This window comes from Acinetobacter sp. 25-47-130, assembly GCF_056779705.1.
The window spans coordinates 372481-386782 of the sequence record NZ_JBWYII010000001.1; the positions used below are offsets into that span (position 1 = coordinate 372481).

11 protein-coding genes are annotated in these 14302 nt (G+C 38.9%); 9 read left to right on the plus strand and 2 right to left on the minus strand.

Annotated elements, in window-relative coordinates; genetic code table 11:
• The first annotated feature begins 11 nt into the window (after positions 1 to 11).
• The 9 genes from AC1M83_RS01805 to gltS all read left to right on the plus strand — a co-directional run bounded on the left by AC1M83_RS01805 (position 12) and on the right by gltS (position 12763).
• Positions 12 to 4535 carry a translocation/assembly module TamB domain-containing protein gene (locus AC1M83_RS01805; protein WP_481589840.1) on the plus strand — a complete coding sequence of 1508 codons (4524 nt, stop codon included), beginning with the start codon at positions 12 to 14 and terminating at the stop codon, positions 4533 to 4535.
• 118 nt (positions 4536 to 4653) lie between these two features.
• The gene (locus AC1M83_RS01810) at positions 4654 to 5088 is read left to right on the plus strand and encodes an I78 family peptidase inhibitor (RefSeq protein WP_481589841.1); all 435 of its coding nucleotides are present in this window, start codon (positions 4654 to 4656) and stop codon (positions 5086 to 5088) included.
• 73 nt (positions 5089 to 5161) lie between these two features.
• The gene (locus AC1M83_RS01815) at positions 5162 to 5539 is read left to right on the plus strand and encodes a hypothetical protein (protein ID WP_180027655.1); all 378 of its coding nucleotides are present in this window, start codon (positions 5162 to 5164) and stop codon (positions 5537 to 5539) included.
• 143 nt (positions 5540 to 5682) lie between these two features.
• Complete coding sequence (locus AC1M83_RS01820; protein WP_035267100.1) at positions 5683 to 5952, plus strand: hypothetical protein; 270 nt, start codon at positions 5683 to 5685, stop codon at positions 5950 to 5952.
• A gap of 290 nt (positions 5953 to 6242) precedes the next feature.
• Positions 6243 to 8882, plus strand: coding sequence for a bifunctional aconitate hydratase 2/2-methylisocitrate dehydratase (locus AC1M83_RS01825; RefSeq protein ID WP_481589842.1), 2640 nt, complete (start codon positions 6243 to 6245; stop codon positions 8880 to 8882).
• Between the two features lie 59 nt (positions 8883 to 8941).
• On the plus strand, positions 8942 to 10630 hold the full coding sequence (locus AC1M83_RS01830) for an ATP-dependent nuclease (RefSeq protein WP_481589843.1): 1689 nt from the start codon (positions 8942 to 8944) through the stop codon (positions 10628 to 10630).
• 55 nt (positions 10631 to 10685) lie between these two features.
• On the plus strand, positions 10686 to 10952 hold the full coding sequence (locus AC1M83_RS01835) for a hypothetical protein (protein ID WP_481589844.1): 267 nt from the start codon (positions 10686 to 10688) through the stop codon (positions 10950 to 10952).
• 219 nt (positions 10953 to 11171) lie between these two features.
• Entirely contained in the window at positions 11172 to 11417 is a 246-nt protein-coding gene (locus tag AC1M83_RS01840; protein ID WP_481589845.1) for a hypothetical protein, read from the plus strand.
• A gap of 122 nt (positions 11418 to 11539) precedes the next feature.
• On the plus strand, positions 11540 to 12763 hold the full coding sequence (gene gltS / locus AC1M83_RS01845) for a sodium/glutamate symporter (protein ID WP_481589846.1): 1224 nt from the start codon (positions 11540 to 11542) through the stop codon (positions 12761 to 12763).
• Positions 12764 to 12812: 49 nt separating this feature from the next.
• Here the strand turns inward: gltS and AC1M83_RS01850 are convergent, their stop codons facing one another.
• Both AC1M83_RS01850 and AC1M83_RS01855 read right to left on the minus strand, forming a co-directional pair.
• A complete protein-coding gene (locus tag AC1M83_RS01850) occupies positions 12813 to 13664 on the minus strand; it encodes an alpha/beta hydrolase family protein (RefSeq protein ID WP_481588366.1) in 852 nt (283 codons plus the stop codon).
• A 120-nt stretch (positions 13665 to 13784) separates the two neighbouring features.
• Positions 13785 to 14237, minus strand: a complete 453-nt coding sequence (locus AC1M83_RS01855) for a DUF441 domain-containing protein (RefSeq protein ID WP_092766204.1) — start codon at positions 14235 to 14237, stop codon at positions 13785 to 13787.
• Between the last annotated feature and the right edge of the window lie 65 nt (positions 14238 to 14302).

The window sequence follows — 14302 nt, forward strand, 5'->3', positions numbered from 1 at the left end:
TTGGAATAAGTATGGCTGAAGACATCGAGCAGCAACCTGAGCAACAACCTGATCAAAACGTGACGCCACAGCGAAGTTTATTACGCCGTGTATTGCTGATCATTTTATTTATTCTGATCTTTTTTGTGGCTTCGCTTGCCGTAATGTTTTCAACAGACAAAGGCAGTAAATTCTTACTTGACCGTGCTTTGTCCACTCAACAGATTATTCAGTATGAATATGAAGGTGGAAATTTACTTCAAGGCATCATTCTAAAAAATGTATTGGTGACGCTGAAATCAGTTGATGTGAAAATTGATAGAGCTGATGTCACTTTGGGTTGGCGTGCCATATTAGATAAAGAAATTCATTTGAATCGTGCCGATGTCCGAAATTTGCGTGTCATTAACAAGTCACCGCCAAGTGATGAGCCATTTAAGTTTAGTGAAATTAAACTCCCTTTTGTTTTACGTGTTGATCATGCCGATATCGATCAATTGGTCATTCATACTTCAAGCTCTAAAGTGCAATTTAATGACATTATCCTAAACGAAGCACTATGGTCCGGTACTGAGCTTAAGTTTGAAGATTCGCAGTTTGATATGGGTTATTTGTCTGTAAAAAAAGCAACAGGTCAGATGGATTTTAAAGGTAAATATCCGTTAGATGCACAAGCAGTTGTAAGACTCCCATCTTTAAAGTCGATCAACGTTGAGGATATTTATCTCCATGCAAAAGGCTCTTTAGATACCATTCAAGCGGGCATTGCCACGCGTACCCCTGATTTATTAACTGGTTGGGCTGTGGTGCATCCAGTTCGAAAAAATGTACCGATGCAAGGTGCTTTAAACTTTAAAGATTATCACTGGCCTTTAATGCTAGAGCAGGAGCTTTTATCTAAACAAGGTGTTGCTAAGTTTTCTGGAGATATCCAACGTTTGAATTTGGATATTAACACAGATATTTCTGGTAAAAATATTCCTCAAGGACAATATACTGCGCTGGCGCATACAGATCTCGTCAATCAATTGAATATTTCAAACCTGAATGGTCAATTGATGAACGGGGCGCTGAATCTTGCGGGTGTCGTAGGATGGAAGGATAAAGTCACTTGGGATGTGCAAGGTCGCTTAGATAAAATCAATCCAAAAGATAAAGTGATTCCACAAGTGGTGCAAGATTTTCTGCCAGAACGTTTGGATGCCAAAATCGCTTCAGCAGGTTCGTTAGAGAAGGGATTAGCTCTCACAGCACTTATTGATTTTGACCAATATGAAACTTGGAATTTAAAGCTTAATCAAGCTGAACAAAAAAACAATAAACCGAATCCAATGTTGCTAGATGTCGCTTGGAAAAATATAGATCGTGCTGTTCCGTACATTGGTTGGTTAAGTAGTGAGTCTGGGGATGTAAAACTTGCTTTAGTTGAAGGTCAACAAAATATTCATGTGGCAACCGTAGTTGGTGCAAATGAAAAAGGAACTTTACCTGCTGGCAAATACAATGCCCAATTAGACCTTAAAGGTAATGATCTTCATGTTCCTTCATTTATCTATCAAGCAGATGGAAAAGGATCTTTACAAGCAAATGCCAAGGTTGAATTACCATCTGATCAAAGACAGTTGAAGTGGAATGCGGTGCTTAATGCAAAAGACTTTAATCCGCAAACCATCAGTTCTGCTGCTCCTGTAAATTTATTAAATGGACAAATTCAAGCGAGTGGCTTTGCTCGACCTAACCAGCAAATTATTCAGTTAAATCAGATCAATCTTTCAGGTCAACTTGCCAATCAAAATCCACCGGAAACAATTAAGCTGACTGGCTCAAGTACAGCAGCCATTCTTCTACATGATGAAAAGTCGGGTGGTGGCTTTAAAGGTTTCGCAGTAAATTATGATGGTGCATTACATGCAAGCCAACTGCCACAAGGGGATGGTCAGCTTAAAATACGTGTAGCAGGCACACCTCAGCGCATCAATATTTCCGAATTTAAACATCAGGGTGCTGCGGGTCAGATCAATGCCAATGGTTTAGTCAATTTAGCCAATGGAATCGGATGGGACATTAATGCTTCTTTAATACGTTTTAAGCCTCATTATTTTGTTTCAAGTGTTAAGGGGGAAATTTCAGGTAATGTCAAAACGGATGGTGTTTGGTCAGATCGTTTGAAAAAAATTAATATTGATCGACTCAATCTCGCTGGTATGATCAATAAAAAACCGCTGAGAGCAAAAGGTAATCTTGCTGTTATTCTTAATTCGAATCAGACAGGTTTCCTACCACAACAGTTTGAAGCCAATAATTTGTATTTGGTGTATGCGCAGAATCAGATTCAAGCCGAAGGGAATGCTCAGAATCTTCGCGTTAAGATTGACGCACCTGCATTATTTGAGCTTTATCCTGGTTTACGTGGTCGTGCGCAAGGTTTTGTTAATGTGCAGTCTCAACCGAGATTGTCCGCAACTGCGAATGTAAAGGTGAATAACTTTGGTTTCAATGATCTTGTCAGTATCAAATCACTCAACATCCAAGGGGAATTACCAACTTCAGATACAGTGCCTACTGCATTAACTGCAAGAATGGACAGTTTGAGAAGTGGCAATCGTGAGATTCAAAACGCTGAAGTCTCAATTGCTGGTACGCGAAAAGCACATTTATTGAAAGTCCAAGCCGCGAACAAGCTTTCTAAATTTTATGTTCAACTGGCAGGTGGATTTAATCCTGCGAATGATTGGTTAGGTCAAATTCAAAAAGGTGACTTTGACTCTGCACGCGCGCATTTGAAACAGGCTCAACCTGCCCCTGTGATTTATAATACTGCGAAAACAGAATTATTTGTGGGTGCTCATTGCTGGACCAGTAATCAAAGCCAACTTTGCTTTGATCAGCCCTTACGTGTGAGTAAGACCAAAGGTAGCGCCTCATTTGTGAGTCGGAATTTAGATCTTGGTGACTTTGCCGCATTTATGCCTGAAGGTTTCGCAATTACGGGTAAATTGGATGGTTATGCTAAAGCGTCTTGGGGGCAAGGCATTCAACCAAAAATCGATGCCAAACTTGTTACGCGTAATGGTGTTGTCGGTCTAGCAGCTGCCGATCCTGATGATATCAGCACTACAATGAACTACGATGAAGTAAGTCTTATTGCACGAAGTATTCGTGAAGGATTATTACTTCGTGCTGATTTGAAAGCTCCGAATATTGGGACTGGGTATGCAAATGTTGTGGTGAATCCATTTGTTGATTCGAAACCAATGCGTGGTGAAGTTGCTCTGAGTCAAGTACAACTGAAAATTTTAAAACCATTTATTTCGGATGTGCGTAAAATCGATGGTAATTTATCCCTTGCGGGTAAAATCAGTGGGACATTGACTCAACCGTTATTTAACGGCGAAATGCGACTCAAAAATGGTTCAATCAGCATGATTTCGTTACCTGTTAATCTCACGAATATTCAGCTGTATTCATCTATTCGTCAAAACCAAGCGACGATCGATGGCGCTTTCAATAGTGGTCGAGGTGTGGGTAAATTAACGGGTGATATCGATTGGAAAAATGATCCTAGAATTCGTTTAAAACTCAAAGGTGATAATTTATTTATTCGCCAAGCACCATTAATCACAGCTGTTGTGAACACTGAAATGGATTTAGATGCACGTCCCGTCAGTAAGCAGTTAACTTTGAATGGTAAAGTTGAAGTTCCGCGTGCGCTGATTTCAATGCCAGAATCGAGCGCATCCGTAGTGCCTTTATCCGCCGATGTTCGAGTGGTACGTGAAGGTGATAATCAACTCGCGGTACTTAAGGCTGCAAAGCCATGGGATATCCGCGCTGACTTAGAATTAAATTTAGGAAACCAAGTGATTTTCCAAGGCTTTAATAGTCGTATTCCATTGCTTGGGCGAATTTACTTAACGCAACGCGGTTTAGAAACTGCCATGCGTGCCAATGGTGCGATTGGTGTAAGTAAGCGCGTTACTATTGAAGCTTATGGGCAGTCTTTAGAATTAAGTCGTGCAATTGCGCGTTTCAATGGTGCATTGTCTAACCCAACCCTTGAGGTTGAAGCAAGTAAACTCATTTCAGGCAGTACAGTTGGTGTGCGTGTTACTGGAACTGCAAGCAGTCCAAATATCCAAGTCTTTAATGATGCCGGGTTGTCTGAACAAGAGGCGATGAATGCCTTGATTACAGGTCGAATTAATGAAGGTTCTAGTAGCTTGAGTCAAGCAGAAGGCTTTAAATCAGATGTGAACAATACCATTGCTGCAGCGGGGATTAGTTTAGGGCTTGGTGGTACACGTGCTTTAACCAATCAAATTGGACAGACATTTGGGTTAAGTGGTCTTGCTCTTGATGCGCAAGGAACAGGTGATGACACTCAAGTGAGTGTGACAGGTTATCTGACCCCTGATTTATATATCCGTTATGGTGTTGGTGTCTTTACGCCAGTCAATAAATTGACGCTACGATATCAGATGAACCAAAGACTCTATTTGGAAGCAAGTCAGTCTTTAGAAAAAGCCATTGATATTTTCTACAATTGGCGATTCTAAAAGGTAAAAGGGCTCCAATCGAAGCCCTTTTTAATTCAATGTATAAACCGAAATTAAATTTAAGCCCTATTGTTAAAATGCTAGACTTAAAATTTATCGGACAAGAAAGAATTAAAAAATGAAAACAATTGCAATATTCATGGCGATGATAGCGGCAACACTCATGGCGGGCTGTCAAACCACTCAAACTGAGCAACTTACTCCAAAAATTGGAATGGCTAATCCTGCAAGCAAATTTTGTGTTCAACAAGGTGGAAAATTAGAAATACGTGATGAGGTAAATGGTCAAGTGGGTTATTGCCAGTTGCCAGATGGTGTTGTGGTAGAAGAATGGGAACTATTTAGACATCATCAAAATATTTGCAAACCTGAAGAAGCGAAAAAATTAGTCGGTATGCATAATCTTGATGATCAACAGATTTTGAATAAAACCAAAGCCAAAATTATTCGCCGTGTCGGACCAAATGATCTGGTTACTATGGATTATCGAAATGATCGTATTACAGTAACCGTGGATGATCAGAATAAAATTATTCGCTCAAGCTGTGGCTAATGAACGAGAAATGTCATTACACGATTTCCTATTCGGTTTAACTCGATTATCATAGCCGCAACAGGAGAGATGTATGAACAAATTCGTGATTCTGGGTGCTGTACTTGGTTCAGCCGTTTTGCTCAGTGCTTGTGAAGAAAAAAAACCACTAACCCCTGAAGAAGTCTGGCATGGTTACTGTACCAGTATTGGTAATGCTGCACGATCTATTTTGCTAGACCGTCAAAATGGTATCGAGAAAACTGCGGCGGTCGAACATGCTTCTAAACTGACCGATCCGACGACGAAGAAATTTGTAGATGCTCAAATTGAGAAGGTCTATGCTTATCCTGCGAATCAATTAGAATTGGATCGTGATGCACTAATGGCTAAATTCAAAAAAGAAGCAACGGATGAGTGTTTAGCCACTCCTTACGATAAAGATAATCTGCCTGACTACAAACAGTTTTAAGGCGCCACAATAAGATCGATCATAAAAAAGAGGGAAGCGTAAGTTTCCCTTTTTTTTGTCGAAATTAATTACAAATTTTGATTAGCATTAAAATAGAAAAGCTTATATAAAAATAAGATAAATAAAACAAAAGGAGCGAAACAATGGAAGTGGTCGCATACCTGAATAATGCCGATCTTCTGCTTGAAGATGCCAATGGTGTTGCTGTAATTAATGGCAGCCATTACGTCCTAAGTTTAGGGGATCGAGTCTATCTTAAAAATATGATCAATGAACATGCCAAAATTTATCAGGTACACATTAGTTTTGCCTGTGCCGAACACCGCATGCTACATGATGATGAAATTCTGGTCAGATTCGAAGGAACACGAGAAAGTCTGCAACAATATTTAGATCGCACGACTGTCCACTAAGGTTGAATAGTCAAAAAAGGATTTAAAAGGCAACATCTTGTTGCCTTTTATTTATTTCAGATCCGTAAAAGCTTCATGTTAATGTCAGAATTGTTCGATAAAACAACATATTGAGCAATGAGTAATCAGAAGAGAGATCATTTAGTAAGAAAATAATGGTCATCACAAAGAAACACTCTTCTTGCATTAACTTTTAACCGGAATTTTAGTAAAATTTAGCAGTCCATATTATTTGCAGGCTTTATAAGCAGGATATTGCAAGTAATTTTTTAAAGAAGAGGAATAACACCGTGCTAGAAGCTTACCGCCAACACGTTGAAGAACGTGCCGCACTCGGAGTCCCACCGAAGCCACTTGATGACGCTCAAACAGCTGCATTAGTTGAATTATTAAAAAATCCACCAGCTGGCGAAGAAGCATTCTTAGTTGATTTGCTTGAAAACCGTGTTCCAGCAGGTGTTGACCAAGCTGCTTACGTAAAAGCTGCTTTCTTGGCTGCTTTGGCGAAAGGTGAAGCGACTTCTCCATTAGTTTCTAAAGAGCGTGCGGTTTACTTACTAGGTACTATGCTTGGTGGTTACAACGTTGCTCCTTTAGTTGAATTATTAGAAGACGCAACGCTTGGTGCTTTAGCTGCTGAAGCGCTTAAGAAAACACTTCTTGTTTTCGATGCGTTCCATGACGTTGCTGATAAAGCAAAAGCAGGTAACGAAAACGCGAAAGCTGTTCTTCAATCTTGGGCTGACGCTGAATGGTTCACTAGCCGTAAAGACGTTCCAGAAGAAATCAAACTTACAGTTTTCAAAGTTACTGGTGAAACTAACACTGACGACTTGTCACCTGCACAAGACGCTTGGAGCCGTCCAGACATTCCGTTACACGCGAATGCGATGCTTAAAAACGTACGTGATGGTATTAACCCAGAAGTTCCTGGTGAAGTTGGTCCATTAAGCCAAATCAAAGAATTAATCGCGAAAGGTAACCAAGTTGCTTACGTGGGTGACGTTGTTGGTACAGGTTCTTCTCGTAAATCTGCAACTAACTCTGTACTTTGGTTCTTTGGTGACGAAATCGCTCACATTCCGAACAAGAAAGAAGGCGGTTACTGCTTAGGTTCTAAGATTGCTCCGATTTTCTTCAACACTATGGAAGACGCTGGTGCGTTACCAGTTGAAATCGACGTTGCAAACATGAACATGGGCGACGAAATCACGTTGAAGATTGACAAAGCGACTGCAAAAGTTACAGCGTTCAAAGATGGCGCTCAAATTGCTGAAGCTGAGTTAAAAACTCCAGTACTTCTAGACGAAGTACGTGCGGGTGGTCGTATTAACTTGATCATTGGTCGTGGCTTAACTACTAAAGCACGTGAAGAATTGGGTCTTCCTGCTTCTGACTTGTTCCGTACTCCAGTTCAACCAGCTGCAACTGGCAAAGGCTTCACGCTTGCTCAGAAGATGGTTGGTCGTGCTTGTGGTCTTCCAGAAGGTCAAGGTGTACTTCCAGGTACTTACTGCGAACCTAAGATGACAACTGTTGGTTCTCAAGATACAACAGGTCCAATGACGCGTGACGAATTGAAAGACTTAGCTTGCTTAGGTTTCTCTGCTGACCTCGTAATGCAATCTTTCTGTCATACTGCTGCGTATCCAAAACCAGTTGACGTTCAAATGCAACACACGCTTCCTGATTTCATCATGAACCGTGGTGGTGTATCACTACGTCCAGGTGACGGTATTATCCACTCTTGGTTAAACCGTATGCTTCTTCCAGATACAGTAGGTACTGGTGGTGACTCGCATACACGTTTCCCAATCGGTATTTCTTTCCCAGCGGGTTCTGGTCTTGTAGCGTTCGCTGCAGCAACTGGTGTTATGCCACTTGATATGCCTGAATCAGTTCTTGTGAAGTTCAAAGGTAAAATGCAACCTGGTATCACTTTACGTGACCTAGTACATGCAATTCCTTACTACGCAATTAAAGAAGGTGACTTAACTGTAGAGAAGAAAGGTAAGAAAAACATCTTCTCTGGTCGTATCTTAGAGATCGACTTATCAGAAATGGAAACTGACTTAACTGTTGAGCAAGCATTCGAACTTTCTGATGCTTCTGCTGAACGTTCTGCTGCTGGTTGTGCGATCACGCTTTCTGAAGAGAAAGTTGCTGAATACCTTCGTTCAAACATCACAATGTTGAAGTGGATGATCTCTGAAGGTTATGGCGATGCTCGTACTATGGCGCGCCGTGTTGAGAACATGGAAAAATGGTTAGCGAATCCATCACTTCTTAAAGCTGATGCTGATGCTGAATACACGAAAGTGTATGAAATCGACCTTGCTGACATCAAAGAACCTATCCTTTGCTGCCCGAACGATCCAGATGATGCAAAACTTCTTTCTGACGTTCAAGGCGACAAAATTGATGAAGTATTCATCGGTTCTTGTATGACGAACATCGGTCACTTCCGTGCAGCTGGTAAACTTTTAGACAAAGTACCTGGTGGTTCTTTATCTACTCGTCTTTGGTTAGCTCCTCCAACTCGTATGGACGAACGCCAATTGATGGAAGAAGGTTTCTATAATACTTATGGTAAAGCTGGCGCGCGTACAGAAATGCCAGGTTGTTCATTATGTATGGGTAACCAAGCACGTGTAGCTCCAAATACAACTGTTGTATCTACTTCTACGCGTAACTTCCCGAACCGTTTAGGTCAAGGTGCGAACGTTTACTTGGCTTCTGCAGAGCTTGCATCTGTAGCTGCGGTACTTGGTAAGTTACCAACGCCTGAAGAATACCAACAGTATGCTGCTCAAATCGACAGCATGTCTGCGGATATCTACAAGTACTTGAACTTCGATCAAATGAACGACTATACAGACGCTGCTAAAGACGTTGATACGAAGAAAATTGCTGCTGCTCAATTGTCTTAATTGATTGATAATTAAGTTAATGTAGTTTATAAAAGCTCCACTTAGGTGGGGCTTTTTTTATGAAATTAATTAAATTTGATATACAAAACTTTAGAAATATTACTAATGCTAATGAGATAAATTTTAAAAATTATTCAGTTTTAGTGGGTCGTAATAATGAGGGTAAAACAACAGTTTTAATGGCTTTAAGATTAGCAATGGATACATTAAAAGTTCATAGCTTACAAAAATCAAAAAGAACAAATAATTTAAAATTTAGAAGTGGATATGATTGGGAAAGAGATTTTCCAATTTCATTGCAGAATAAAAAAAGAGGAAATAAAAATACAATATTTAAAATGTATTTTGAATTGAGTAAGCAGGAGCAAATTGAATTTAAGAAAGAAACAGGCAGTAGTAATAATGGAGACTTATGTATACAAATTATTTTTGATATCAATAATGGATCAGATATTTCGGTGCCTAAGAAAGGAAGTAGTGCTTTATCCGATAAATCTAACAAAATTGCAGAATATATAGCGAAGAAAATTCAATTTACATATATACCAGCCGTTCGTACTGAACAAGAGGCTATTTTAGTTATTAATGAAATGATCGAGGAAGAGTTAGCTAAGTTAGAAAATGATGATAAATATCAAGAAGCAATGCAAGTAATTTTAAATTTACAGCAGCCTGTACTTGATAATGTTGCACAGTCAATTCAATTGTCTTTGCATAAATTTCTACCAAATATTAACAATGTCGAACTTAGCATATTAACTAATAATCGTAGAGCAAATCTTAGAAAGGATTACTTAATAGAAATCGATGATGGTGACTTAACAGATATCAAATTTAAAGGGGATGGTGTCAAAAGTCTTACAGCAATAGGTTTACTTAAAGATAGAAATAAAATTATGAATGGAGCTTCAATTATTGCGATTGAAGAGCCTGAATCTCATTTACATCCTTCAGCTATGCATGAACTTAGACAAGCTATTCAAGATCTTACTAATGATAGTCAAGTAGTGGTATCTACACATAATCCAATTTTTGTTGACAGAGAGGAGTTGGTAAACAATCTATTAGTCTCAAATAATAAAGTTAAAACAGTGAAGAAAATCAAAGAAATAAGAGAGTGTTTAGGTATTAGAACTTCAGACAATTTAATTCATTCTAATAAGATGATTCTGGTTGAAGGAGAAAGTGATAAAAAAATAATCACTAAAATTATTCAAGAGAGAAGCCCAAAACTTGCTCGAAAAATTAAAGAGGGTGATTTAACAGTTTTTTCATTAAATAGTGCATCAAAATTGTCCTATCATCTTAAGTGGTTTCAGGATCAATTATGCTCATGTTTTGTCATTCTAGATAAAGACAAATCAGGAAATGAAAGTATAACTAGGCATTTGGAATCAAAAGAACTAGATCAAAGATCTTATGCTCTAATTACAGCTAAAGGTTTAACTGAATCTGAGATTGAAAATTTGATAAACATAGAATTTTATAAGGATATTGTTTTAGATAAATTTTGTATCGATCTTTTATCAACAGATTTTACAAAGAAAAAAACGAAATGGAGTGATGCTTTAACTGAAGTATTAACTCAAGCAGGAAAAAGTATTGTTTTGAAAGATTTAGAAGATTTGAAAAAAAGTATTGCTGAAAAAGTAGAGAAAGTGAATGTTTATGAGCAATTATATATACATAACTTATCTTTTATTGATGGACTAATTGCACAGCTTGAGAGTTATTTTATCAGAGAATAAATCTAATTAATTGTTTACAATACTTATAGATCTATACAAAAAAGTTAACTTGACAATGTCTTTACAATCCCGTTTCCTCTGTATCGGTGGCTTCCTCAACGGAACACAAATTAAAGACCAAGGCGACAGCTTTGTTTGTATGACCAATGGAAAGAATGAAACTTACATGAAGAAGGTCATTTTCCATCAAGAAGCATGGGATCATGACTACTACGTGTTTGAAAACATCACCGATCAACAAGCCAAAGAGTGGGTGTTTCAAAAATATGGAGAAACCGTCATCTATCGAAAAAGAAAGCCCATGAAAAAGCCCCGTAATTAAAAAATTAACGGGGCTAGTCGTACCACTCACGTGATACTCATATAAGGCTCATCTCATACTGCCTGCATTAAAACACATTCACACAGATTCGTCATGCTGAATCGAATATAAATTCAAATCGACTACTGCGAAAATCTTACAAGCACGTAACCATAAATAAAACAGACAGCAACAATCTAGAAAGGTGAAATAAATAGAATAAGCAAAAATGAACACAGCATGAATATAATGAAAAGCATACTCACATTAAGTTTAATCAGTCTATCGCTCATTGCATGTTCAAGCGTAGAGATTAAAAATTATGATTCAGAAGAAGACGCACGTTATCAGAAATATAAAGATGAAACAGTAAACATGTCTGAATACGATAAACAGCGCTATTACAATCAGCATCACTTAGGTGTAGTCGAGCCAGATCGAGTTCGCGAATCAATTCGAGAGCAAAAAAGAAAACAGGTGCAATAAACCAATAGGGCAGTACAAATAAATGTACTGCCTATAAATCATTGAAAAATTACATTTCAGTAGCTGAATAAAGCAAAATTCTTTGTGAAAATTGATTAAAATTAAAACATTAGGGAAATACAATGAATTTTGAAGTTGATGCCTTTGGCACCATCGTGATTGCCGTATTTTTTCTATTTATTGGGCGCTATCTAGTCAACCGAGTCCAATTCTTTAAAAACTACAATTTACCTGAACCTGTGATTGGCGGTTTGGTCGCAGCAATTACAGCATTCATCTTATTTAAATTCTTTAATATCAGTGCCACATTTGATGCGCAAATTCAAAGCATTTTAATGCTGATGTTCTTTACCTCTGTGGGCTTAGGTGCAGATTTTGTTAAATTAAAAGATGGTGGTAAAGCCCTATTTATATTTTTGTTCTGTGTGATCGGATTTGTGATCGTTCAAAATATTGTTGGGGTGAGTTTAGCGACGGTATTAGGTTTAGATCCGCTCATCGGTTTAATTGTAGGTTCAATCACCTTAACGGGTGGTCATGGCACGGCAGGTGCATGGGGGCAAGTGCTTGAAACCCAGCATGGCATTCAAGGTGCTATTGTATTGGGTATGGCAAGTGCGACCTTTGGTCTGATTATTGGTGGTATTGTTGGTGGTCCAGTTGCTAAATTTTTAATTAAACGTCATCGATTGGCTGACAAAATTGACAATGATCCAAACGAATCACAATTGGATGATCAGTTAAAATCTGCACCATTTGAATATCCAAAAAAGACACGATTAATTACTGCAAGTAATGCGGTTTCGACCCTTGGTATGTTTGCACTTTGTATATTCACGGCAAACTTAATGACAGATTTTAGTCAGGGTAAATGGTTTGAGCTTCCAACCTTTGTTTGGGCACTAGGTTCAGGTGTGATTTTGAGAAATTTGCTTGAGCATGTATTCAAAGTAAATATCTTTGATCGTGCGATTGACGTGTTTGGAAATGCATCGTTATCACTTTATTTATCTATGGCATTGTTATCACTACAACTGTGGTTATTAGCAGATTTGGCAGGTCCGTTAGTCACGATTCTGATTGTGCAAATGCTGGTATTGATTTTATACACTGCTTTTGTGACATTTAAGGTGATGGGGAGCAACTACGATGCTGCGGTTTTATCAGCAGGTCATTGTGGTTTTGGTATGGGTGCGACGCCAACGGCTATTGCCAATATTCAAGCAGTAACCAATACCTATGGTCCTTCACACAAAGCATTCTTACTCATTCCACTGACAGGTGCATTTTTCATTGATATTGTAAATGCGATAGTGATCCAGCTCTCCATTGGGATATTGGGATAGACTAAGTTTAAAAAAACCGCCTTAAAGGCGGTTTTTTACTTATGGAGATTTATATATGCAGTTGAGATTCAATCATCGGCCAAATATTTTGATGCGACTGTTTGAACATCATCATGTGTCCAATCGCTTTATGGCCAAGCTCTTTGGGTTTGAGTTCGATCGCTTCAGTAGGCGCATTAGGATATAAACGAAGTAAATCCTGAACATTTGCTTCGGTTGCAATCTCATCATCACTTGCCCAAATAGCAGTGACAGGAATTCGTATCTCTTGGTGATAGTCTTGGTCTAGGGCAACCGTTTTGCCAATCGCATTAATAACATAGCCTGGTTGACTACAAAATTGAGCCCAGTCACGTGCAACATCTTTCGGTAGATTTTCCCCCATACCAATGGCTTGGGTAGGGCCGTAACCGAGCGTCATACGTGCGAGAGGAAAAATACCTTTAAACATCACAGGGGCAAGTAGTTTCGTACGACCTTTGAGCCCTTTTACATGCCCAGTCGAACCTGCAATTGCAACGACTTTTGCAACTTTATCATGGTTAGGGGTAATCCCAATCAGTTGTCCGCCAGCGCTGTGACCGACAAGAATGACTTGCTTGGCATGGGTGAGTTGTAAGAGTTGATCAATCGCAGCGGGAATATCTAACTGTCCCCATTGCACAATACTTGCTTTGGATTGCTTCAATGGGCCATAAAGAGAAGCACCAATACCACTAAAATCAAACACCATTACGGCATAGCCTTGATGGTTAAGCCATTCGCAAAATCGATGATAAAACTTTTGAGTAATTCCAGTGGCAGGGCACACCAAGACAGGAAGACGCTTTGAATGCTCGGCAGGAAAAAAGGTAGCAGCAAGTTCGTATTGATCCTGACGAATAATTTTAATTTTTTGCATAATTTAAACTGTGCAAGTATCCGTAATCAAAATACTTTACCGCAGTTCTAAAAAATCAAACCAACAAATGATGACTGTTGCGTTTGTGAAATGACTGTTCAGTCGTTAAAGCAACCTGTTTCAAGAAGTGCCAATAATAATGGAAAGTATTCCTGCTGCAATTAAAGGTCCAACGGGGACACCACGTAAAATAGCCACACCTGCTACAGTACCAATGAGCAGTCCAGCGACAATATTTGGCTGATTCGCCATAAGAGTTACGCCTCGACCACCTAACCATGCCACCAGTAACCCGATTCCGATGGCTAAAATTGAGTTTAAGCTCAAGAATGACTTGAGGATATCTTTACCCGGAATGGTGCCACTGGCAATTGGCGTAAGTACGCCAATAGTGAGGATAATAATGCCGATATTTAAACCATGCTGTTGAAGCAATGGAAAATACTCGTTTAAAGGGGTGATACGAAAAACAATAAGTACTGCGACTGCAATTGTGACAGCTGTATTTTGACTGAATATTCCACATGCCAATAAAATGATTAGAACGATTAAATTGAGGTCTAATTGAGACATAAAGAAGATCCAGTGCTTATCAGGACAGTACTTGAAAGTTATAATAGTTTAACTGATTTAAAGTC

Coding starts and splice junctions, on each gene's coding strand:
- AC1M83_RS01805 (WP_481589840.1), top strand. CDS start 12: ATGGCTGAAGACATCGAGCAGCAACCTGAGCAACAACCTGATCAAAAC.
- AC1M83_RS01810 (WP_481589841.1), top strand. CDS start 4,654: ATGAAAACAATTGCAATATTCATGGCGATGATAGCGGCAACACTCATG.
- AC1M83_RS01815 (WP_180027655.1), top strand. CDS start 5,162: ATGAACAAATTCGTGATTCTGGGTGCTGTACTTGGTTCAGCCGTTTTG.
- AC1M83_RS01820 (WP_035267100.1), top strand. CDS start 5,683: ATGGAAGTGGTCGCATACCTGAATAATGCCGATCTTCTGCTTGAAGAT.
- AC1M83_RS01830 (WP_481589843.1), top strand. CDS start 8,942: ATGAAATTAATTAAATTTGATATACAAAACTTTAGAAATATTACTAAT.
- AC1M83_RS01835 (WP_481589844.1), top strand. CDS start 10,686: ATGTCTTTACAATCCCGTTTCCTCTGTATCGGTGGCTTCCTCAACGGA.
- AC1M83_RS01840 (WP_481589845.1), top strand. CDS start 11,172: ATGAATATAATGAAAAGCATACTCACATTAAGTTTAATCAGTCTATCG.
- gltS (WP_481589846.1), top strand. CDS start 11,540: ATGAATTTTGAAGTTGATGCCTTTGGCACCATCGTGATTGCCGTATTT.
- AC1M83_RS01850 (WP_481588366.1), bottom strand. CDS start 13,664: ATGCAAAAAATTAAAATTATTCGTCAGGATCAATACGAACTTGCTGCT.
- AC1M83_RS01855 (WP_092766204.1), bottom strand. CDS start 14,237: ATGTCTCAATTAGACCTCAATTTAATCGTTCTAATCATTTTATTGGCA.